Below are 18,841 nucleotides of genomic sequence, written 5' to 3' on the forward strand. Positions count from 1 at the left end.
CGCCATGAACCTGCGCCGTGTCCTCGCCCTGATCCTGCTCGCTGGCGTCAGCCTCGGCGCGGCCGCGTTGCCGCTGACCGATGAAGAAAGCGCCGGCAAGCGCCTGTACCGCGAAGGCCTGTCGTCCAGCGGCGAGCCGATCATGGCGCGGGTCGGCGCGGCGGATGTGTTGCTGCCGGCCACCAGCCTGCCGTGCGCCAACTGTCACGGCACCGACGGCCTGGGCCGGCCCGAAGGCGGGGTGCGGCCGCCAGAACTGAACTGGTCGCGACTGACCAGTGTTCATGGTCAGCAGCGGGTCAACGGACGTAGCTACCCGGCATACACCGACAGCAGCCTGGCGCAGGTGATCCAGCAGGGCCGCGACCCCGGCAACAACCGGCTCGACCCGAGCATGCCGCGGTTCCTGTTGTCGATGAAGGATCAGCGCAACCTCACTGCCTATCTCAAACGCCTGGCCGATGATCGCGATCCCGGGCTCGATGACCAGACCTTGCACCTGGGCACTTTGCTGCCGAGCCAGGGACCGCTGGCCGAGGAGGGCGCCACGGTGGCGGCGGTGCTCAACGGCAGTGTGGCGCGGATCAATCAGGCGGGCGGCATTCATGGCCGGCAACTGCGCCTGACAGTGGTCGATCCCGGCCCGGATCGCACCAGCGCCGAGCAGGCTTTGCAACGGCTGATTGACGAGGAAAAGGTCTTTGCGCTGATCGCGCCGCTGGCCCCGGCGCTGGACAGTGAACTGGCGCCACGTCTGGAGCAGGCCGGGCTGCCGCTGATCGGGCCGTTGTCCTTGATGGGTTCGGTGCAGGCCAGTGCGCAGATCTTTGAACCGCTGCCGGGATTGCGCGAGCAGTTGATCGCCCTGGCCGATTACGCCACCGCCAGCCTGAAAGTGCTGCAAGGGCCGACCTTGATCGCCTATCCCGACGATCCGACTCAAGTGCAGGCCGCGCAGGGGTTGGGACAGTATTTGCAGGATCACGGCTGGCAAAAGGTCCGGCTACAGGCCTACGACCCGGCAGCGGACAGCTTGCCGCTGGGCTCGCGTTCAGTCTTCTACCTGGGCAGCGGCAGCGGTTTCAGTCAACTGGCGGCGGGGCTGCAGCATGCCGGGCAGCTGCCGTACCTTTTCGCGACATCAGGCCAGGTGGCGGGCGACCTGCTGCAAGTGCCCGAGGGCTTTTCCCGGCGCGTCTTCCTGGCCTATCCCTTCGTGCCCAGCGACTGGACCCAGACCGGGCGCATGGCCATGACTTTACTGCGCGAACATCAGGGCCTCGGCGCGCAACATGCGGTGCTGCAAGTCGGCGCTTACGCTTCGATGCTGCTTTTGAGCGAAGCCATGAAACAGGCCGGGCGCGACGCCAGCCGCGAAAAGATGGTGGCGGCCCTCGAAGGCCTGCACGACTTCGATACCGGCCTGACCCCGCGCCTCAACTTCGGCCCCGGACGACGATCGGGCTTGAGTGGGGCGCATGTGGTCACCGTCGATTTACCCGATCAGCGCTTCTATCTGGTCGCGCCTTACAAATCGATTCTCGCGAGCCCCTGAACGGAGGCGCTGATCATGAAGCTCAAAAACCTGTGGTGGCTGCTGGCGTTCTGGTTGCCAATGGCGTTTGCCAATACCGAACCGGTGGCGGCGCGGGTCAATGGCGAGGTGATTTCCGAGCTTCGCCTGGAGCGGTTTTTCGTTGAATACCTGGAAGACCGGGGCCGCGCCGTGGCGAGCATCCGCAGTCCCAAGGCTTACAGACAGTTGCGCCAGGCGGCTCTGGATGTGCTGATCGACAAGGAACTGCTGTGGCAGGAGGCGCAAAAACGTGGCTTGAAGGTTGACGATCAAGCGGTGCAGCGACAGGTCGAGCAGATTCGTGTCGCCATCGGCGGTAGCGAAAGGTTCGTGCGGCGTTTGCAGGACGCGGGCTTCGACGAGGTCTCGTTCACCGAATACACCCGTCGTGAACTGGCAGCGCAGCAGATGTTCGCCGCGTTGATCCGGGCCAACACCTTGCAGGCGCGGCATCTGCTGGTTCGGGTGGCGCCGGATGCGGATGCCGCCACAGACGCGGCGGCGCGTCTACGCTTGATGCAGATGCGCGCCGCGGTGGTCGACGGCGCATCGTTCGCCAGCGATGCCGTTCGCTCGCCATTCGGCTGGCATTTGATTTACTTGCCGAACCACTTGGAGGCGGTCGATGTCCCAGATTTGCAGGGATCCGGAACGGTTCGGGTGCAGCGTGCCCGACAGCAACAGGCCCAGGCTCGTCGCCAGGTGCTCGCGCAATTGCGGGCGCAGAACAGGATCGAACGAATTGACGACGATTGAAGGTTCCCCCCCAATAGTGGGGAATGGCTTCGATGCCCATTCAGGTGCTTCCCCGTTTCTGGGGAACGGGGTGCCGGGACGAGCGGGCATTGTCATCAAATTCAAGGACATGAAGACATAAATTTACCGGCACTCGGCCTGGCATGAAGTGTGCGTTACCTCTTGTGAGGCGCACTCCAGCAGGTTCGGGCAGTTGATGTGAAGAGGCCGGATTTGTAGCTGCAAGGAGTTCACCTTGGTTAACAAAGTACTGGTTGTCGAAGACGAACTGCTGCTTGCACAGAACCTTCAGGATTATCTGTCGGCGCAAGGGCTGGACGTCCGGATTGCACATGACGGCGCAGACGGGATCGGCCAGGCCGCAACCTTTGCTCCCGATGTGGTGGTGTTCGATTACCGCTTGCCCGATATGGAAGGCTTTGAGGTGCTCGACGCTATCCGCCAGAACAGGACGTGTCATTTCGTGCTGATAACGGGTCACCCGACCGCCGAAGTCTGTGAGCGGGCGCGGCAACTGGGGGTCAGTCACATCCTGTTCAAACCGTTTCCACTGGCGGAACTGGCCCGAGCTGTCTGCGACCTTCTGGGGATCCAGCGCGAAGCGAAACCCGGTGCGAGCCCATCCGAAGGCTTCGTCGAACGACGCCAGAGCAGGACCGAGAGCTTCCCGTTGCAGTTGTACGATGGCAGTTGGGTGCTGGCGGATCGCCGACGAAACAGGTCGGAGGCCATGGCACCGGACGACGATCAAATGCTCACCGGGGAGTAATGGCGCGATAGACGTTCCGGCACTCGCCGCAATGGCCTCCCGCGCCGTCAGGGCCCCAGGCCCCGGTGGGAGAGCAAGCCATGGAACGTTTGTCCGTTGTCGTCGAAGCGTTGCAGCCTGCGTGTGCTCCGGCACGCTTTTCCAGTGAACAACTGGCCCAGGCCCGGGCTCGGGCCGGCACCTGCGGAGAACGCGTCCTAGACGCTCTTTGTGTGCTCTGCGAACTGGCGCCGATGCCGTTCATTGCCAGCCTCGGCGCTACCCTGCATTACCCGGTGCTCGACACCGACGCCCTGTTCCAGGCGACGCCGGTGTTCGATCGGGTCACCTTGGCGCAATGCCTCAAACGTGAATTCATCCTGCTGCGACACAACGACGAAGTCATCGGTGTGTTCGCCGACCCCTTCGACACCGCGCGCCTGGCCTGGATCGATGAATGCCTGCATGGCGCACCGCTGTATCTGGTGCATGCCGACGACCTCAAGGCTTATCTGGCCCGCCACGAAGAAAGTTTCCACGCCGTCGAATCGCTCAACGCCCAGGCTGACGCCGGCAGCGAAACCGACACCCTGCAAAGCCTGTCGCTGACCAGCATCAGCGAAGACTCGAGCGTGGTGGTGAAACTGGTCAACTCGACCCTGTACGACGCGCTGAAAATGCACGCCAGCGACATCCACCTCGGCACCACCGGCAACGGTCTGGTGATCAAGTACCGGATCGACGGCGTGCTCAACAACATCAGCAAGATCCAGGGCAGCGAGTTCGCCGAGCAGGTGATTTCCCGGGTCAAGGTCATGGCCGAACTGGACATCGGCGAAAAACGCGTGCCCCAGGACGGTCGCTTCAAGATCGGCATCAGCGGCCGGCAGATCGACTTCCGGGTGTCGATCATGCCGAGCATCTTCGGCGAAGACGCGGTGTTGCGGGTGCTCGACAAACAGGACCTGGCCGACAAGGTCTGCGGCGTACAGCTGCAAGCTCTGGGCTTTGAAGACGAAACCCTGCGCCAGCTGCGGCGTCTGGCCGCTGAACCCTACGGCATGGTGCTGGTGACCGGCCCCACCGGCAGCGGCAAGACCACCACGCTGTACGCGATGATCACCGAGATCAACCACGGGGTGGACAAGATCATCACCATCGAAGACCCGGTGGAATATCAGTTGCCCGGCGTGCTGCAGATCCCGGTCAACGAGAAAAAAGGCCTGACCTTCGCCCGCGGCTTGCGCTCGATCCTGCGCCACGACCCGGACAAGATCATGGTCGGCGAGATCCGCGACCCGGACACCGCACAGATCGCCGTGCAATCGGCGCTCACCGGGCACCTGGTGTTCACCACCATCCACGCCAACAACGTGTTCGACGTGATCGGTCGTTTCACTCAAATGGAAATCGACCCCTACAGCCTGGTCTCGGCACTCAACGCGATTCTCGCCCAACGCCTGATCCGGCTGGTGTGCAGCAGTTGCAGCGCACCGGCCACCCCGAGCGACGAGGAACTGCGCGCCTCCGGCCTCGACCCGCACAAGGTCGGCCATTACCACTTTGTCCACGGCAAGGGCTGCGGCCACTGCCGGGGCAGCGGCTATCGCGGACGCACAGCGATTGCCGAGCTGCTGCACCTGGACGACGAACTGCGGCAGATGATCGTCGAGCGTCAACCCATCACCCGGATCAAAGCCCTGGCCTGCGCCCGTGGTTTGCGCCTGTTGCGCGAATCGGCGCTGGAGCTGGTGGAGCACGGTCGGACCACGCTGGAGGAGATCAATCGTGTCACTTTTATCGCGTGATCACTTTATCGCCGTGCTTGGCGCCAGCGGTGTCGGCCTCGGCCAGCGCCGGGGCAGCGACACCCTGTGGCTGGGCAGCGTCGGCTACATCGACGAAGGCTTCCACAGTTACGCGGTGGCGCTGGACACCCTCGATCGCTTGCTCGGCGAACACGCCCGCGCCGGTGCCGAGCTGAGCGTGGTGATCTCCGGGCACTTCAGCCGCTTCTGCCTGGTGCCGTGGAGCGAGCAGATCAGCACGCCAGAGGAACTGCGCGGCTTCGCTCAACTGTGCTTCGAAGACCTGTTCGGCGCGCCGACCCAACCCTGGACGCTGGTGCTGTCCGTGGAGCCTGCGGGGCATGACCGGATTGCCAGTGCCTTGCCGCAGGATTTGCTGGAACGCCTGCGCACGCAGGTCACGGGTCGCGGCCTGCGCCTGCGCTCGGTACAGCCGTACCTGATGACCGCGTTCAACCGCTTCGACAAAAGCCTCGATGCCGGCGACTTCCTGTTCGTGGTCGCCGAGCCACAACGCAGCGTGCTGTTGCTGGCAAGGGAAGGGCGCTGGTCGTCGGTGCGTTCGGTGGGCGGCAGCGACAGTGACGCGGCACTCAGCGCGCTGATCGGTCGCGAACGGCAACTGCAAGCCTCCACCAGCGAACGGGCCTTCAACGTTTATCTGCACGCCCCGGCGCGCCTCGATGCGCAACCGGAGGTGGCGGGGGTGCACCTGCGCACTCTCGAAGACAACTCGATGACCGTGCGTGACGCCTTGTACGTCATGTCCCGGGCGGTGGCCTGACATGCGCGCCCTGAACCTGGACTTCCAGCCCCGCCCGCGTTCCGGCCCGTTGGGCTGGAGCCTGCTCGGCGGCGGCGTGTTGCTTGCGCTGATGTGCTTCGGCCTGCAGCAGCACCTCGGCGATCAGGCCGAACAACAGCAAGGTCACCTGCAACACACCCAGCGCCAGCTCACTGGCGACAGCGGCAGCAAGACAACGCTGAGCCCGGCGGAAACCCGCGAACAGGCGCAGAACCTCGCGGAAATGCGCAAGGTCTCGCAGCAGTTGCGCCGCCCCTGGGAGCGCCTGTTCGCCATGCTCGAAGCCATGCCGCGCGATGACATCGCCTTGCTGACCCTGACCCCGGATGCACGCAAAGGCCAGGTGCGGATCAGCGCCGAAGCGCGGGATCTGCAAGCGATGCTGGATTTCCACAAACGGCTGGAGGCCAGTGACGAGCTGTCCGACGTGTCGCTGCTGAGCCACGAAATCGTCGTCAAATCGCCGGAACAACCGGTGCAATTCAACCTGTCGGCGACCTGGGAGATGGGCGATGCGAATCCCTAGACTGATCGTTCACGAATACCTGCAAGGCCTCGGCGTACCGGGCCTGGCCGGTCTCGCGCTGCTGCTGGTCACGGTTGCCTGGGCACTCGGCGGTTTGCTGCCGGGCTGGCAATCGCTGCAACAGCTCAGCCAGCAAACCCAGGAAGCCAGCGAATACCTGGCCAAGGTTGAGGACGGCAGCATCGCGCCGCCCGTGGTGCCGCAGCGTCAGCTCGATGATTTCCGTAACAAGCTGCCGGCCCAGCCGCAGGCCACCGTCGCCATCGACCGCATCTACGCCCTGGCCGCGCAGGAGCACATCACCCTGGCACGCGGCGAATACGCCCTCGGCGTCGATCCCAAGACCCATCTGGCGCGCTACCAGATCCTGTTGCCGGTGCGTGGCAGCTACCCGCAACTGCGCCGTTTCCTGCACGCCTTGCTCGGCCAGTTGCCGGCGGTGGTGGTGGAAGACGTCGAGTTTCAACGCAAGAAGATTGCCGACACCGACCTCAGCGGCCGGATCCGTATGACCCTTTACCTGTCGAGGTCGTGATGAACACCAAGCGCATAACAGGGTGGGTGGCGTTCTTCGGCGTGGCGGCGGCGCTGGCCTGGTTGCCGGAATATTTCTCGCCGAGCGACGAGGCGGATTCGACCGAGGTCGCGGTGAGCAGCCCGGCAAAAGCCACCGCCCGTGGCGCCTTGCCCGCCAGCAGCGCCAAGGCGAATGCAGCGCCGATCAAGGACCTGAGCCCGGCCGGCGACCTGTTTGCGAGCAAATCCTGGAAGGCCGCACCGACCCTGGCGACGGTCACCGAACAAGCGATCAACCCGACCCCGATGGTGCAAGCCCCGAGCCTGCCACCGGTGCCGTTCCAGTTCGTCGGCCGCCTGCATGACCGCAGCGACCTGCAGGTGTTTTTGCAGGACGGCGAAAAAATCTACGTCGTGCGCAACGGGGATGTGATCGACGACACCTGGAAGATTGCGGCGATTTCCGACGCGGAACTGAGCCTGGTCTACCTGCCTCTGCATTTGTCGCAGACCTTGTCTGTGGGGAGTACGCAATGAACAGATCCCGTTTGCTGATGAGCCTTGGCCTGTGCGCCGGGCTGGCCGCGTGCAGCTCCGCGCAGGTCGCCAACAAAGAGGCCGCCGACCTGATCGAGCAGGGGCAGTACGAGGCGGGCCTGGCCCGGATCGAGGAAGGCTTGCGGGAAAATCCGCGGGACACCGAGCTGCACCTGCTGCTCAACAGTGGCCGCGCCAAGGCGATCACCGCGCTGCTGACCTCCGGTGACACCGACCGCGCCCGCCGCGATTTCGCCTCGGCCCGCACCGCCTACAGCCGGGTGCTGACCATCGAGCCGAACAACCGCCGCGCCCAGGATGCCCTGCGCCAGCTCGACTACCTGCGCAGCATGGACGAGAAACTGGAGCTGGCCCGTGGCGACCTGCGCCGGGGCGACATCTACGGCGCCGACCGCCAGGTCAAACAGATCCTCGAACTCGACCCGAAAAACGACGGCGCACTGGAGCTGCAAGGAAACATCCGTCTGGTGCAGAGCCGCAACGTGATCCAGTACCCGCAACTGCGCACCCGGCTCGATCGCCCGGTGACTCTGGAATTTCGCGACGCCAACCTCAAGACCATTTTCGAAGTGCTGTCGCAGGTCGCCGGCCTGAATTTCATCTTCGACAAGGACCTGCGCCCGGACATGAAAGCCACGATCTTCGTGCGAGACGTACGCATCGAAGACGCCGTGCAACTGCTGCTGCAACAGAACCAGCTGCACCAGAAAGTGGTGAACGAAAACACCTTGCTGATCTTTCCGGACTCGCCGCAGAAGTTGAAGGACTATCAGGAGCTGGTGATGCGCACCTTCTACCTGACCAGCATCGACGCCAACACCGCGCTGAACATGATCAAGACCATGCTCAAGACCCGCGACGTGTTCGTCGACGAACGCCTGAACACCCTGACCATGCGCGACACCGAAGACGCCGTGCGCATGGCCGAGAAACTCCTGCAATCGCAAGACCAGTCCAACCCCGAAGTAGTGCTGGAAGTGGAAGTGATGGAAGTCGCCACCCAGCGCATTCTCGACCTCGGTCTGCAATGGCCAAACACCTTCGGTGTGGTCAACAGCGACGGTTCGGCGGTGAGCATCCTCGATCAACTGAAAGGCATCAACTCCAGCCGGATTTCGATCTCGCCGTCGCCGCAAGCCAAGATCAATGCGCAGGACAACGACATCAACACCCTGGCCAGCCCGGTGATCCGCGTCAGCAACCGCGAACAGGCGCGCATCCACATCGGCCAGCGGGTGCCGATCATCAGCGCCACCTCAGTACCGTCGACTCAAGGCCCGGTGATCACCGAAAGCGTCACTTATCTCGACGTCGGTCTGAAGCTCGAAGTGCAACCGACCGTGCACCTGAACAACGAAGTGGCGATCAAGATCGCCCTGGAAGTGAGTAACGCCACGCCGCTGGAACCGACCCGCCAGGGGACGATCCCGGTGCAGGTCGACACCCGCAACGCCCAGACTTCGCTGCGTCTGCATGACGGCGAAACCCAGATCCTCGCCGGCCTGATGCGCAACGACCACGGCGCCACCGGCAACAAGATTCCGGGCCTCGGCGACATTCCAGGACTGGGCCGTTTGTTCGGCAGCAACAAGGACACCATCGGCAAATCGGAACTGGTGCTGTCGATCACCCCACGGATCGTGCGCAACCTGCCGTACCAGAGCCCGTCGGACATGGAATTCCCCACCGGCACCGAAACCAGCATGCACATCCAGGCGCCGGACCGTTCGCAGAGCTACTCGATGCCAGCGCCTGCCGCGCAGCCTCGTGCAGTCGGTGAAGCGGCCGTGGCCACCACCCGTGTAACCGTCGAGAAGCCTTGATCATGAACGCCTCCCAACGCGGTTTTACCTTGATCGAAGTCGTGGTGACGCTGGCCCTGATCGGCCTGCTGGCCGGCATGGCCGCGCCGCTGACGGAGACCCTGGTACGGCGTGGCAAGGAGCAGGAACTGCGCACCGCGCTGTATCAGATTCGCGATGGCATCGACGCCTACAAGCGGGCCTTCGATGCCGGCTACATCGAGAAGTCGCTGAACAGCAGCGGTTACCCGCCGAACCTGAAAGTGCTGGTCGAAGGCGTGCGCGACGTGCGCAGCGCCAAGGGTGCGAAGTTCTACTTTCTGCGCCGGATACCGCGGGATCCGCTGGTGCCGGCCAAGCGTGACGACAACGGCGGTTGGGGCCTGCGGGCCTACGACAGTTCGGCCCAGAACCCCCGCGATGGCGAGGACGTGTTCGACGTCTACTCCCACGCCCGGGGTAAAGGCCTCAACGGCATCGCGTACCGTGAGTGGTGATTCTCATGCGCCGGCAAAAGGGTTTTACCTTGCTCGAGCTGATGGTGGTGATGGCGATCATCGCGACCCTGATGACCATCGCCTTGCCGCGCTACTTCAACAGCCTCGAGGCCTCGAAAGAGACCACGTTGCACCAGAGCCTGTCGGCCATGCGCGAGGCGCTGGATCACTACTACGGCGACACCGGGCGCTATCCCGACTCCATCGAGCAACTGGTGGAAACCCGCTACTTGCGCAATGCGCCGCTGGACCCGATCACCGAACGCAATGACCAATGGGTGCTGATCGCGCCGCCGGACGGCGTGGCGGGCGGCGTCGCCGACATCAAGAGCGGAGCTACCGGGAGGGCGCGTGATGGCAGCCAGTATTCCGAGTGGTAAGCGCGTGGAGCAGGGTGGGTTCACCTACCTGGGCGTGCTGTTTCTGATCGTGATCATGGGCATGGGCCTGGCCAGCGCCGGCGAGTTGTGGTCGACCGTGTCGCGCCGCGATCGCGAGAAGCAACTGCTGTGGGTCGGCACCCAGTACGCCCAGGCGCTGCGCAGCTACTGCCGCAGTTCGCCGGGGCTGGCGCAGTACCCGAAAGACCTGGCTGACCTGCTGCAGGACGAACGTTTTCCGGAGCCCCGACATCACCTGCGCCAGCTCTATCCCGATCCGATCGGCGGCGGGGAATGGGCGTTGCAACGGGGCTTCGACGGACGCATCACCGGGATCAACAGTCCGTCCACCGAGTTGCCGTTGAAGCAGGCGGACTTCCCGTCGCAGTGGTCGGATTTCGAAGGCATGCAGCGTTATTCGGACTGGCAGTTCGTGGCCGAGAAAGCCTTTCTCGATGGCACAAACGGCCCTGCCAAAGGCCAGTCGGCCCTGCCGCAGGCATTGCAGCCATGAGCCGGACATGGTGGTGCGCGTTGATCCTCGCGGCCGTGGCGTCTTCCGCCAGCGCCGGCGAAGAAGACGAAATGATGGGCTTCATCGTCGACGACACGATCTCGCACATCGGCCACGACTTTTACTACTCGTTCAGCGAACGCCTGCGCGACACCAGCCGCATGGATTTCAACCTGGTGGTGCGCGAGCGCCCCGACGCACGCTGGGGGAGCCTTGTGACCGTCGAGTATCAACAACGCCTGGTGTATCGGCGCTTCCTGCCGCCGAACACCGTGGAACTGAAGGACGAGGCCTACGAGGCCGCCGACTCGGTTCGACTGGAAGTGGTCCGGCGCAAGCTGGAAGCCTTGTTGCAGGACACCACCGACCTTGAGAAGGACGAACTATGAACACGACAACGTTCTCACGGCGCAGCGGATTCTGGATCTCGGGGTTGTTGATCGGGCTTGCCAGCGCCGCTGCCGTCCAGGCCACCGAACTGGTCTACACACCGGTCAACCCGTCGTTCGGCGGCAACCCGCTCAACGGCACCTGGCTGCTCAACAACGCCCAGGCGCAAAACGACCACGACGATCCGGATCTCAAGAAACGCTCGACGGTGGCCGGCACTTCGGCGCTCGAACGCTTCACCAGTCAATTGCAGTCACGGTTGCTGGGGCAACTGCTGGACAACATCTCCACCGGCAACACGGGGAGCCTGTCCACCGACGCCTTCATCGTCAACGTGGTCGACGACTCGGGGGCGCTGACGATTGAAGTGACCGACCGAGCGAGCGGCGAAGTTTCCGAAATTCAGGTGAACGGCCTCAACCCATGACGGGATGACGGTTCCGGGGAGTGATGGACATGAAAAAAATAATAGCACTAGGGCTGATGTTGGCAGCATTACAAGGGTGCAGTCTGCGCGAGCCGATGCCGGCCGAGCAGGACACCGATACCCCGACCCTGACCCCCAGGGCCTCGACCTATTACGACTTGCTGAAAATGCCGCGACCCAAGGGCCGGCTGATGGCGGTGGTGTACGGCTTCCGTGACCAGACCGGGCAGTACAAACCTACGCCGGCCAGTTCGTTTTCCACCAGCGTCACCCAGGGCGCAGCGTCGATGTTGATGGACGCGATGCAGGCCAGCGGCTGGTTTGTGGTGCTTGAGCGGGAAGGGCTGCAGAACCTGCTGACTGAACGCAAGATCATTCGCGCGTCGCAGAAGAAACCGAATACGCCGGTGAACATTCAGGGCGAGCTGCCACCGTTGCAGGCGGCGAACATGATGCTCGAGGGCGGGATCATCGCTTACGACACCAACGTGCGCAGCGGTGGGGAAGGGGCGCGGTATCTGGGGATCGATCTGTCCCGTGAGTACCGGGTGGATCAGGTGACTGTGAATTTGCGCGCGGTGGATGTGCGTAGCGGGCAGGTGTTGGCGAACGTGATGACCAGCAAGACGATTTATTCGGTGGCGCGCAGTGCGGGGATTTTCAAGTTTATCGAGTTCAAGAAGTTGCTTGAGGCTGAGGTCGGGTATACGACGAATGAGCCGGCGCAGTTGTGTGTGTTGTCGGCGATTGAGGCGGCGGTGGGGCATATGGTGGCGCAGGGGATTGAGCGGCATCTTTGGCAGGTGGCGGGGGATGCTTCTACCCCGGGTCAGGATGATGTTTTGAATCGGTACCTGACTCAGAACAAGGTGGATCCGGAGGCTGAGTGAACGTGGCGGCCTTTGGGCCGACCAGGTTCTCTGGGTGGTCTGGGTGAATATCCGTTTCTTCGGGTGTTGCGGCTGGCGGTTTCGCCCTTACGGCGAGTCCCTTTTGCAAACGCCCAAAAGGAACCAAAACGCTGGGCCCCGGCGTTCGGCCCCTCGCTGGGGCTCGGGGTTCCTTCGCTCCGGGATTCATCCGGGGGCATCGCCTCCGGTTTGCTTCGCTGCACCTCCTCTCGATGTGTTCGACTTCGTCGAACGGTCGCTGCGCTCCCACCCCCGGATAAATCCCTCCACTCAGCCTTCCGAAGGGGCCGGCACGTCAAAAGCTTTACTCGAGCTAACGCTCATTGTGTTGAGTGGGGCGGCTGCGCCGCGTGTTGTGGTAGGTGGATGGTGGTAGTTGCTGTTGCTGTTGCTGTTGCTGTTGCTGTTGCTGTTGGTGGTTGCAATGGCAATGGCAGATTCACTTGTTCTTAAAACCTGAGCGCAACTCGGTATTTCACGTCGGCGTACCTCTCCCAAACAACTCGATCGGCTCCCTCTCCCTCCGGGAGAGGGCTGGGGTGAGGGCCAGCGTCCTAAAGTCTGTTTAAAAACGTGTCTGAATACGCCGAACCTTCCCACAAAGTTTTCAGGTTGTCCGTCGGAAGTGCGGGCTCTAGCCTGTTTCGGTCGCTGCCAATTCAGCGATCGGGTCTGGAAACCCGGATGTGTGAGAAAGCGAAATCGCTATTCATAACGTATGCTTGCGCACCTTCATTGTGTGCACGCTGTTATGGCGGCTGTGCGCGGGAGACATTTATGTCTGCCGGGTCGCGTTCTCCCCGGATTTCCAGCCCGCGTACAGCTGCCACCCATTCTTCCTGGAAGTCGATTGGGCCGGCTGCAACCATCAATGAGGACGAAATGACCATGAAAAAACCAACGCCCAACCCACCCGAAACCCAAGCCAACCCCGAAACCGACCCAACCTCCCCATACACCTCCGCCCACTCCAGAAAACTCCACGAAGCCGCCGAACGCGCCCTCGATCATTACCTCTGCCCCGGCGCCCACATCATGGGCAGCGTCAACGAACCCGCCCCGATGTACCTCGCCAACCCGGCCTACAACACCGAATCCCTGCTCGCGAACGCCTGCGAGTCCCTGGGCTCCGCCAGCGAAATGCTCAACAACTTCGCCGCCGCCCTCGACCCCGCCCACCGCAAGACCGCCCTGGGCATCGCACAGATCCTCATGCTAGGTGAACTGGCCGTAAATCAGGCCTTGGATCACGTCGAGCTGAAGGACTGATCCAGCACATCCCCAATAAAAAAACGCGACCCAGCAATGGGTCGCGTTTTTCACATTCAAACTGGAGTCACCATGGATCCCCTTATCTCCACGATCGTTTCAGACTTCGAAAGCGAAGAGCAGGCCGCCAGCTACGACCGCTGGTTGATTGCCAAAGTACAGGCTTCAATCGATGACCCACGACCCAGCATTCCGAATGAGCAGGTGATGGCTGAAATGTCGGCCCTGATGGAGGACAAACGAAGAAAGCATGAGGCGGGGTGAGGCTCTCACAGCGGCAATACGAAAAAACCGCGATCCCTGACAGGAGCGCGGTTTTTGTTTGGAACGGAGTGAGCAACGTACTAGAAAAAACGACGTCGCGGGTACTCCTGACGCGTGTGCAGTACGTTCACGATTTCTATTCGATCAGTAACCCGATAGATGATCAGATAACTCGAATGTACAACAGCTTCTCGAGTGCCGGGGATCCGACCGGTTCGATAGAGGCGAGGATGTTCCAGAAGGTTGGATGCAGCTTTTCCAATCGCCCTGACGAGCTCTCTGGCTGCTCTGGGATGTCTTTCTGTTATGAAGTCGATAATTAGCATCAGCTTGGCCCGTGCTTCGGGCCTCCACTCAATCGACCTCGAAACCATTGTCTTTTGCCTTGAGCAAGGCATGTATCTCAGCCATCACCTGGTCATGCGAAATATTCGGACGCGGATCATCAAGAGAGGCCTGTACTTCGGCGCGAAACCAACGGTCATAACTCGCAGCCTGTTCTTCAGGACCAAGATCCGAAACAACCGGGCACAGTGGGTCGATCAAAGACGGGTCGATCATGGAACCTCCGGGTTGGGTGCCGGGAAGTCTATTCGGTAACGGTATCGCTGTCGTCGCTGTCTGGATGAATTGCATGTAGGCCAAGCTCCATGGGGATCAAGTTGTCCCGGCAAATCCTAGAGCCTGCACTTCCGACGGCCAACCGCCAGAATTCGTCAGAAAACTCCTCGATTTTCTGAAAACGTTCCGTTTTCCGTAGGACGCCACTCAAGCGTCAGCGCAAAAAAACCGCGACCTCAAGATCGCGGTTTTCCAACACTCAACACTTACTGCTGCAAAACCGTCGCCTGGTTAGCCGACCCGAACTGCTGGATATTCGCGGTCTGCGTCATCCCGCTCTGATCCACGTTGGCAATGTTCCCCGTCCCGCCCTGGGTCACGTACGCCACGTTCATGGTGTCAGCCTGTTTCACGGTGATCATGTTGTCGCTGCCATACAGCTGCGCGGTGTACGCCTGGTTGCCGGTGCCGGATTGATCGAATTCGGCACTGTTGCCGGTGCCGTTCGACGAGCCTTGAACCAGGTTGGTGGTGCCGCGTTGATCGGAGATCAGGATGTTGTCGCTGCCGTTCTGGTCGAAGTACAGCTCGTTGTAGGAATCAGCCTGGCTGACCGTAGTCTTGTTGCCGGTTCCGGTCTGATTGGTGGTCATGATGTGGCCGACGCCGTCCTGGGTGAAGCTGGCGATGTTGCCGTTGCCGGCCTGATTGACCGTCGCACGCTGATTGCTGCCGAACTGGCCGCCGTGTTGCGGGCCTTTCCAGTTGCTGGCGTAGACCTTGTTGTCGTTGCCCACGGAGGTGGCGTTGAGTGTGTGACCGTCGCCGCTCTGGTAGGTGAAGTGCACGTTGCCGTTGCCGACTTGATAGAGCGCCAGGGTCGAGTTGACCGACTCGAATTGATCGGCGTAGATGGCGTTGGTGTTGCCGACCTGGGTGATGGCGGCGGTGTTGTTTTCGCCGAAGCTCTGGTCGACCACGGTTTCGTTGCTGTCGCCGTACTGGTTGACGGTGGCCTGGCTGGCCAGTTGCGAGTCTTGCCAGATTTCGCTGCCGTTGAGGTTGCCGAACTGGTTGATGGTGATGTTGCCGCCGGTGCCGTTGCGCTGGTCGGCGTAGCCGTAGTTGTTTTCGCCGGCCTGGTTGATGCCGATCTGGCCGCCGTTGTAGGTGACCTGTTCGGCGGTGCCGTAGTTGGCGGTGCCGTATTGGGTGATCACCGAGTTGTTGCCGCTGCCTTCATACAATTGCTCGATGTTGGCTTCGTTGCTGTCGCCGTACTGGAAGGTTTTGCCTTCGCTGCCGTTCTGCGAGTCCTGGTAGACGAACGAGAAGTTGCCGGTGCCTTGCTGCTGTTGCAGGGCTGTGTTGGGGGCGCCGAAACCCAGCGACTGGCTGGCGTGGGTGGTGTTGAAGGCGCCGACCTGTTGCTGGGTGATGGTGCCGTTGTCTTCATAGAGTTGCTCAGCGTAACCGGCGTTGTAGTCACCGACCGCGTCCTGGGTGATGACGCTGCTGGCGGTGTCTTGCACGGCGGCGGCGTCGTTGCCCTGGCCCATTTGGGTCTGGGTGGCGCTGCTGAACGGGGCCTGGGTCTGCTTGACGTTGGCGATGTTGGCGGTGCCGAGCTGGCTCTGGGTGGAAAGGCTGTCGTCGGCCATGGCCTGGGCACTGATCATGACCAGGATGGCGGCGGTGAGGGGCGTCAGTTTGAACATGATGAACTCTCCGATGATTGCAGTGCTTAGCGGTATTGCCTGACCGAAACGCTCATGCCGTTGCCCGACTGGGTCACGGCGCTTTGCAGCCCCGTGCCGGCCTGCTCGATGCTGGCGTCGTTGTTGTTGCCGTTTTGCGAAATCTGCGCACGGTTGTGGCTGCCGGTTTGCGTGATGGACGCGGCGTTGCCGGAGCCGTTTTGCGTGATCAAGGCCATCAGGTCGCTGCCTTGTTGCAGGATGTACGCCTCCTGATTGCTGCCCGACTGCACGATCTTGCCCAGCAGCGACTGACCGTTTTGCGAGAGCAGGGCGAGGTTGACCTGGCCGTTCTGGTCGATCAGGGCTTGCTGGCCCACGGGGGGCGGCAGTTCGCCGAGATCGGCGCTGTTGGGCGCCAGGTCATCATTTTCCATCAGGTCGTCGGCGCGCACGCCCGCACTGACGCACAGGGCGAGCAGGCAAAGCAGGGCGGCGGTCGGCGTGTTCATGGCGTGATCCTGTCTGGGGTTAAGCGTCGAGCGTTGCCCCGCCAGCCCGAAAGCAGGCGGGGCGCAGCCTTACAGCGTGGTCACCGACACCGTGCGCACGGTGCCCTGGGAGGAACGGATGGTGGCGGTCGGGTTAGCCGACGGCACGACCAGCGTGTTGTTCAGCGTCAGCCGCCAGCGTCCGGTCACCGGTACCGTGGTTGTACCCAGCGTTACCAGCCCGGTCGGGGTGGTGACCTGCACGGTGATGGTGTTGCCGGTGGTCACCGACGAGGTACCGGTAAAGTCCCAGTTGAAGCGTCCACCTGCCCGCGCCTGCACCGTTGAAGCGGTAACGGTGAAAGTCTCCGCCGCAGGCCGTGGCGACACTTGCACCGTGACGGTCGCCGGCGTCGACTGGGCGCCGAAGCTGTCCCGGGCGATGTAGGTGAAAGTCGTGGTGAAGGCCGTGGTCACGGTGGCCGGTGGGGTGTAGGTGATCACCGTGCCGTCGGTGCTGACCGTGCCGCGTCCTGCCGGCGGTTGGGTCAGGCTGGCGACGCCCAGCGGTGTGTTGCCTTCCGGATCGGTGTCGTTGGCCAGGACGTTGATCGGGATCGCGACACCGAGGGTGGCGACGCTGTCGGCGACGGCGGTCGGTGGTCGGTTGGGCGCGACGGTAACCGTCACGGTCGCCGGGTTGGCCGAGGCCAGACCTTTGCTGTCTTGCGCCTTGTAGGTGAAGGTCGTGGTCAACGGTGTCGTCACCACGGCTGGCGGGGTGTAGACCACCGACGTGGTGCCGTTCAGGGCTACGGTGCCTTGGCCGGCGGCCGGTTGAGTCAACGCGGTGATGGTCAGCGGCACGTTGTTGTCTGGGTCGCTGTCGTTGGTCAACAGGCTGAGGGTGATGGGCACGCCGAAGCTGGTACTGCCGGTGTCGGCGACGGACAGTGGCGCCTGGTTTTCACCGGTGTCCGGTGCTGCACCGACCACCACAACCGGCTCGGTGTCGCTGCCGCCGGCGGCGGATTTGACCGTGACGGTGGCAGGTGGCTGGGTCAGGTCGGCGACGGTGATTTTTTGCAGAGTCCCCGTTTTCGACAAACGTCCGTAGCCTTGGGCAACCATGTCCGGCACCGCGACTTCATCGGTCGACGTGGCCTCGATCAGCAGGCTGTGATTGGCCCAGCTGTAGCGGGCGGTCTGGATTTTCACCACGTCGGTGAGCTTGGCCGAGACGGCCGTCGGACGGGTAGTGCCGGCCGGGTTGGTCGCGGTCACGACCACCACCGACGGCAGGGTGCCGGTGCCCAGGCGCTGGCCGAAGAACAGCCCGTTGTTGTCACCCAGCAGACTGGTCTGGCACGGCGTCGGCGGTGGGCCGGGCAGTAACGCCAGGGTTTCGCGGAAGCACAGGGTCGTGCTGCTGTCAGCCTTGGCGAACACCTCGGCGCGCACACCGGCCGAAGTCCGGCGATAGGTGGCGCGGTCGATGGCGACATGGGTCTGCTGACGGTTGTCGAGCACCTTGCCGGCGACGGTGAACAGGTTGGTCTGAATCGAGCCAACACCCGACGGACCGTCGATCCGCAGGAAGTTGGTGTTGAACGGGCTGCCGGTCACCGCTTCGGTGAGGTTCGGGTCGCCGACGAAGGTTTCGATGTTGCCGGTGTCCGGGTTCACTTCGGTGTACGGGCCGTTGATGCTGCGCAGGAACGGGCCGATGGCGCCGTTGAGCGCACCGCTGAAGTTGCCTGGCGCGCCGATGCCGATGTCTTTGGTGATGTTGATCGCCCGCCTGCCCGGCGTGGTGACGTTGACGGTTTCGACACCATAGGGGTGGGTGATGGTGTAGGTGCCGGCCACCGGGACATTCACCCGAATACGGATCCGCGCGAAGCTTTGCTGATCGCCATCCACCGGATTTCCTGAAGCGAACGCCGCTTCGATCCCGGCCACGTAGGCATCCACGCCGAAACCGGCGCCGTTGTTCGCGATGTTGGTTTCCGCCAGGAACCAGAAGGCCTCCGGCGGCCAGTTGTCGGGGAACACCATCGGCAGAGTGTCGTCGAACACGCCCGGTTCCGGCAGCAGGGTGCACATGTACGCCGGCGGGGTGCTGACCGGCACCCGCGAACTGGCGGCGCGCGACTGGCAGAGCTCCATCGACAGTTGATTGTTGTCCTGGTACCACATCGGGAATTTCCCGGTGGCGAAGGTGTAGGGGCCGGGATCGACGGCGGCCAGTTGCGCGAACGCACTGCCGGTCAGCGAGATTGTCAGCCCGAGCGCGTTGAGCGCGAAGCGTGGCCACTTGTTCATGATGCCTCCTGATGCGGATC

Annotated in this window: 22 protein-coding genes; 17 read left to right on the forward strand and 5 right to left on the reverse strand. The window is 62.7% G+C overall.

What is annotated here, in order from left to right; genetic code table 11:
- The first annotated feature begins 4 nt into the window (after window positions 1-4).
- The 17 genes from NE357_RS10230 (at window position 5) to relB (NE357_RS10310) (ending at window position 13,747) form a co-directional block, all read left to right on the forward strand.
- Window positions 5-1,555 (forward strand): ABC transporter substrate-binding protein, encoded by a 1,551-nt coding sequence (locus tag NE357_RS10230; RefSeq protein WP_169429730.1) that lies wholly within the window; start codon window positions 5-7, stop codon window positions 1,553-1,555.
- A gap of 15 nt (window positions 1,556-1,570) precedes the next feature.
- Window positions 1,571-2,332 carry a SurA N-terminal domain-containing protein gene (locus NE357_RS10235; protein ID WP_169429731.1) on the forward strand — a complete coding sequence of 254 codons (762 nt, stop codon included), beginning with the start codon at window positions 1,571-1,573 and terminating at the stop codon, window positions 2,330-2,332.
- Window positions 2,333-2,567: 235 nt separating this feature from the next.
- A complete protein-coding gene (locus tag NE357_RS10240) occupies window positions 2,568-3,101 on the forward strand; it encodes a response regulator (RefSeq protein ID WP_169429732.1) in 534 nt (177 codons plus the stop codon).
- Between the two features lie 80 nt (window positions 3,102-3,181).
- Window positions 3,182-4,888 carry a GspE/PulE family protein gene (locus NE357_RS10245; RefSeq protein WP_169429733.1) on the forward strand — a complete coding sequence of 569 codons (1,707 nt, stop codon included), beginning with the start codon at window positions 3,182-3,184 and terminating at the stop codon, window positions 4,886-4,888.
- Window positions 4,869-5,672 carry a hypothetical protein gene (locus NE357_RS10250; protein WP_169429734.1) on the forward strand — a complete coding sequence of 268 codons (804 nt, stop codon included), beginning with the start codon at window positions 4,869-4,871 and terminating at the stop codon, window positions 5,670-5,672. The genes NE357_RS10245 and NE357_RS10250 overlap by 20 nt, the downstream gene beginning before the upstream one ends.
- 1 nt (window position 5,673) lies before the next feature.
- Complete coding sequence (locus tag NE357_RS10255; RefSeq protein WP_169429735.1) at window positions 5,674-6,219, forward strand: PilN domain-containing protein; 546 nt, start codon at window positions 5,674-5,676, stop codon at window positions 6,217-6,219.
- The gene (locus NE357_RS10260; protein WP_169429736.1) at window positions 6,206-6,754 is read left to right on the forward strand and encodes a GspMb/PilO family protein; all 549 of its coding nucleotides are present in this window, start codon (window positions 6,206-6,208) and stop codon (window positions 6,752-6,754) included. The genes NE357_RS10255 and NE357_RS10260 overlap by 14 nt, the downstream gene beginning before the upstream one ends.
- On the forward strand, window positions 6,754-7,272 hold the full coding sequence (locus tag NE357_RS10265) for a hypothetical protein (RefSeq protein WP_169429737.1): 519 nt from the start codon (window positions 6,754-6,756) through the stop codon (window positions 7,270-7,272). Before NE357_RS10260 ends, NE357_RS10265 begins: the two co-directional genes overlap by 1 nt.
- Window positions 7,269-9,116: a secretin N-terminal domain-containing protein gene (locus tag NE357_RS10270; RefSeq protein ID WP_169429738.1), complete on the forward strand. Its 1,848-nt coding sequence runs from the start codon at window positions 7,269-7,271 to the stop codon at window positions 9,114-9,116. The genes NE357_RS10265 and NE357_RS10270 overlap by 4 nt, the downstream gene beginning before the upstream one ends.
- Before the next feature lie 2 nt (window positions 9,117-9,118).
- Window positions 9,119-9,592, forward strand: coding sequence for a type II secretion system protein (locus NE357_RS10275; protein WP_169429739.1), 474 nt, complete (start codon window positions 9,119-9,121; stop codon window positions 9,590-9,592).
- A 5-nt stretch (window positions 9,593-9,597) separates the two neighbouring features.
- Window positions 9,598-9,972: a type II secretion system protein gene (locus NE357_RS10280; protein ID WP_169429740.1), complete on the forward strand. Its 375-nt coding sequence runs from the start codon at window positions 9,598-9,600 to the stop codon at window positions 9,970-9,972.
- The gene (locus NE357_RS10285; protein ID WP_169429741.1) at window positions 9,947-10,486 is read left to right on the forward strand and encodes a type II secretion system protein; all 540 of its coding nucleotides are present in this window, start codon (window positions 9,947-9,949) and stop codon (window positions 10,484-10,486) included. Before NE357_RS10280 ends, NE357_RS10285 begins: the two co-directional genes overlap by 26 nt.
- Entirely contained in the window at window positions 10,483-10,875 is a 393-nt protein-coding gene (gene csgE / locus NE357_RS10290) for a curli production assembly/transport protein CsgE (RefSeq protein ID WP_169429742.1), read from the forward strand. The genes NE357_RS10285 and csgE overlap by 4 nt, the downstream gene beginning before the upstream one ends.
- Complete coding sequence (locus tag NE357_RS10295) at window positions 10,872-11,303, forward strand: curli assembly protein CsgF (RefSeq protein ID WP_007956141.1); 432 nt, start codon at window positions 10,872-10,874, stop codon at window positions 11,301-11,303. Before csgE ends, NE357_RS10295 begins: the two co-directional genes overlap by 4 nt.
- A gap of 29 nt (window positions 11,304-11,332) precedes the next feature.
- Window positions 11,333-12,193 (forward strand): CsgG/HfaB family protein, encoded by an 861-nt coding sequence (locus tag NE357_RS10300; protein WP_115077264.1) that lies wholly within the window; start codon window positions 11,333-11,335, stop codon window positions 12,191-12,193.
- Window positions 12,194-13,102: 909 nt separating this feature from the next.
- Window positions 13,103-13,483, forward strand: a complete 381-nt coding sequence (locus tag NE357_RS10305; RefSeq protein ID WP_169429743.1) for a DUF6124 family protein — start codon at window positions 13,103-13,105, stop codon at window positions 13,481-13,483.
- A gap of 72 nt (window positions 13,484-13,555) precedes the next feature.
- The gene (gene relB, locus NE357_RS10310; protein ID WP_169429744.1) at window positions 13,556-13,747 is read left to right on the forward strand and encodes a type II toxin-antitoxin system RelB family antitoxin; all 192 of its coding nucleotides are present in this window, start codon (window positions 13,556-13,558) and stop codon (window positions 13,745-13,747) included.
- An 80-nt stretch (window positions 13,748-13,827) separates the two neighbouring features.
- Here relB (NE357_RS10310) and NE357_RS10315 read toward each other — a convergent pair whose 3' ends face one another.
- From NE357_RS10315 to NE357_RS10335, 5 genes are all read right to left on the reverse strand, one after another.
- A complete protein-coding gene (locus NE357_RS10315) occupies window positions 13,828-14,145 on the reverse strand; it encodes a type II toxin-antitoxin system RelE/ParE family toxin (RefSeq protein ID WP_372239284.1) in 318 nt (105 codons plus the stop codon).
- A complete protein-coding gene (relB, locus tag NE357_RS10320; RefSeq protein WP_085712084.1) occupies window positions 14,102-14,308 on the reverse strand; it encodes a type II toxin-antitoxin system RelB family antitoxin in 207 nt (68 codons plus the stop codon). The genes NE357_RS10315 and relB (NE357_RS10320) overlap by 44 nt, the downstream gene beginning before the upstream one ends.
- A gap of 266 nt (window positions 14,309-14,574) precedes the next feature.
- Window positions 14,575-16,026, reverse strand: a complete 1,452-nt coding sequence (locus NE357_RS10325; protein WP_169429745.1) for a curlin — start codon at window positions 16,024-16,026, stop codon at window positions 14,575-14,577.
- A 26-nt stretch (window positions 16,027-16,052) separates the two neighbouring features.
- A complete protein-coding gene (locus tag NE357_RS10330) occupies window positions 16,053-16,517 on the reverse strand; it encodes a curlin (RefSeq protein ID WP_169429746.1) in 465 nt (154 codons plus the stop codon).
- A 69-nt stretch (window positions 16,518-16,586) separates the two neighbouring features.
- Window positions 16,587-18,821, reverse strand: coding sequence for an Ig-like domain-containing protein (locus NE357_RS10335; protein ID WP_169429747.1), 2,235 nt, complete (start codon window positions 18,819-18,821; stop codon window positions 16,587-16,589).
- Between the last annotated feature and the right edge of the window lie 20 nt (window positions 18,822-18,841).

Source organism: Pseudomonas sp. G7(2022), assembly GCF_052660475.1.

Excerpts from the sequence above, each read along its gene's own strand:
- NE357_RS10330 (WP_169429746.1), bottom strand. The coding sequence starts at position 16,517 with ATGAACACGCCGACCGCCGCCCTGCTTTGCCTGCTCGCCCTGTGCGTC.
- relB (WP_169429744.1), top strand. The coding sequence starts at position 13,556 with ATGGATCCCCTTATCTCCACGATCGTTTCAGACTTCGAAAGCGAAGAG.
- NE357_RS10275 (WP_169429739.1), top strand. The coding sequence starts at position 9,119 with ATGAACGCCTCCCAACGCGGTTTTACCTTGATCGAAGTCGTGGTGACG.
- NE357_RS10245 (WP_169429733.1), top strand. The coding sequence starts at position 3,182 with ATGGAACGTTTGTCCGTTGTCGTCGAAGCGTTGCAGCCTGCGTGTGCT.
- NE357_RS10265 (WP_169429737.1), top strand. The coding sequence starts at position 6,754 with ATGAACACCAAGCGCATAACAGGGTGGGTGGCGTTCTTCGGCGTGGCG.
- NE357_RS10295 (WP_007956141.1), top strand. The coding sequence starts at position 10,872 with ATGAACACGACAACGTTCTCACGGCGCAGCGGATTCTGGATCTCGGGG.
- NE357_RS10280 (WP_169429740.1), top strand. The coding sequence starts at position 9,598 with ATGCGCCGGCAAAAGGGTTTTACCTTGCTCGAGCTGATGGTGGTGATG.
- NE357_RS10235 (WP_169429731.1), top strand. The coding sequence starts at position 1,571 with ATGAAGCTCAAAAACCTGTGGTGGCTGCTGGCGTTCTGGTTGCCAATG.
- NE357_RS10305 (WP_169429743.1), top strand. The coding sequence starts at position 13,103 with ATGAAAAAACCAACGCCCAACCCACCCGAAACCCAAGCCAACCCCGAA.
- NE357_RS10335 (WP_169429747.1), bottom strand. The coding sequence starts at position 18,821 with ATGAACAAGTGGCCACGCTTCGCGCTCAACGCGCTCGGGCTGACAATC.
- NE357_RS10315 (WP_372239284.1), bottom strand. The coding sequence starts at position 14,145 with ATGCCTTGCTCAAGGCAAAAGACAATGGTTTCGAGGTCGATTGAGTGG.
- NE357_RS10325 (WP_169429745.1), bottom strand. The coding sequence starts at position 16,026 with ATGTTCAAACTGACGCCCCTCACCGCCGCCATCCTGGTCATGATCAGT.
- NE357_RS10255 (WP_169429735.1), top strand. The coding sequence starts at position 5,674 with ATGCGCGCCCTGAACCTGGACTTCCAGCCCCGCCCGCGTTCCGGCCCG.
- relB (WP_085712084.1), bottom strand. The coding sequence starts at position 14,308 with ATGATCGACCCGTCTTTGATCGACCCACTGTGCCCGGTTGTTTCGGAT.
- NE357_RS10285 (WP_169429741.1), top strand. The coding sequence starts at position 9,947 with ATGGCAGCCAGTATTCCGAGTGGTAAGCGCGTGGAGCAGGGTGGGTTC.
- NE357_RS10270 (WP_169429738.1), top strand. The coding sequence starts at position 7,269 with ATGAACAGATCCCGTTTGCTGATGAGCCTTGGCCTGTGCGCCGGGCTG.
- NE357_RS10260 (WP_169429736.1), top strand. The coding sequence starts at position 6,206 with ATGCGAATCCCTAGACTGATCGTTCACGAATACCTGCAAGGCCTCGGC.
- csgE (WP_169429742.1), top strand. The coding sequence starts at position 10,483 with ATGAGCCGGACATGGTGGTGCGCGTTGATCCTCGCGGCCGTGGCGTCT.
- NE357_RS10230 (WP_169429730.1), top strand. The coding sequence starts at position 5 with ATGAACCTGCGCCGTGTCCTCGCCCTGATCCTGCTCGCTGGCGTCAGC.
- NE357_RS10300 (WP_115077264.1), top strand. The coding sequence starts at position 11,333 with ATGAAAAAAATAATAGCACTAGGGCTGATGTTGGCAGCATTACAAGGG.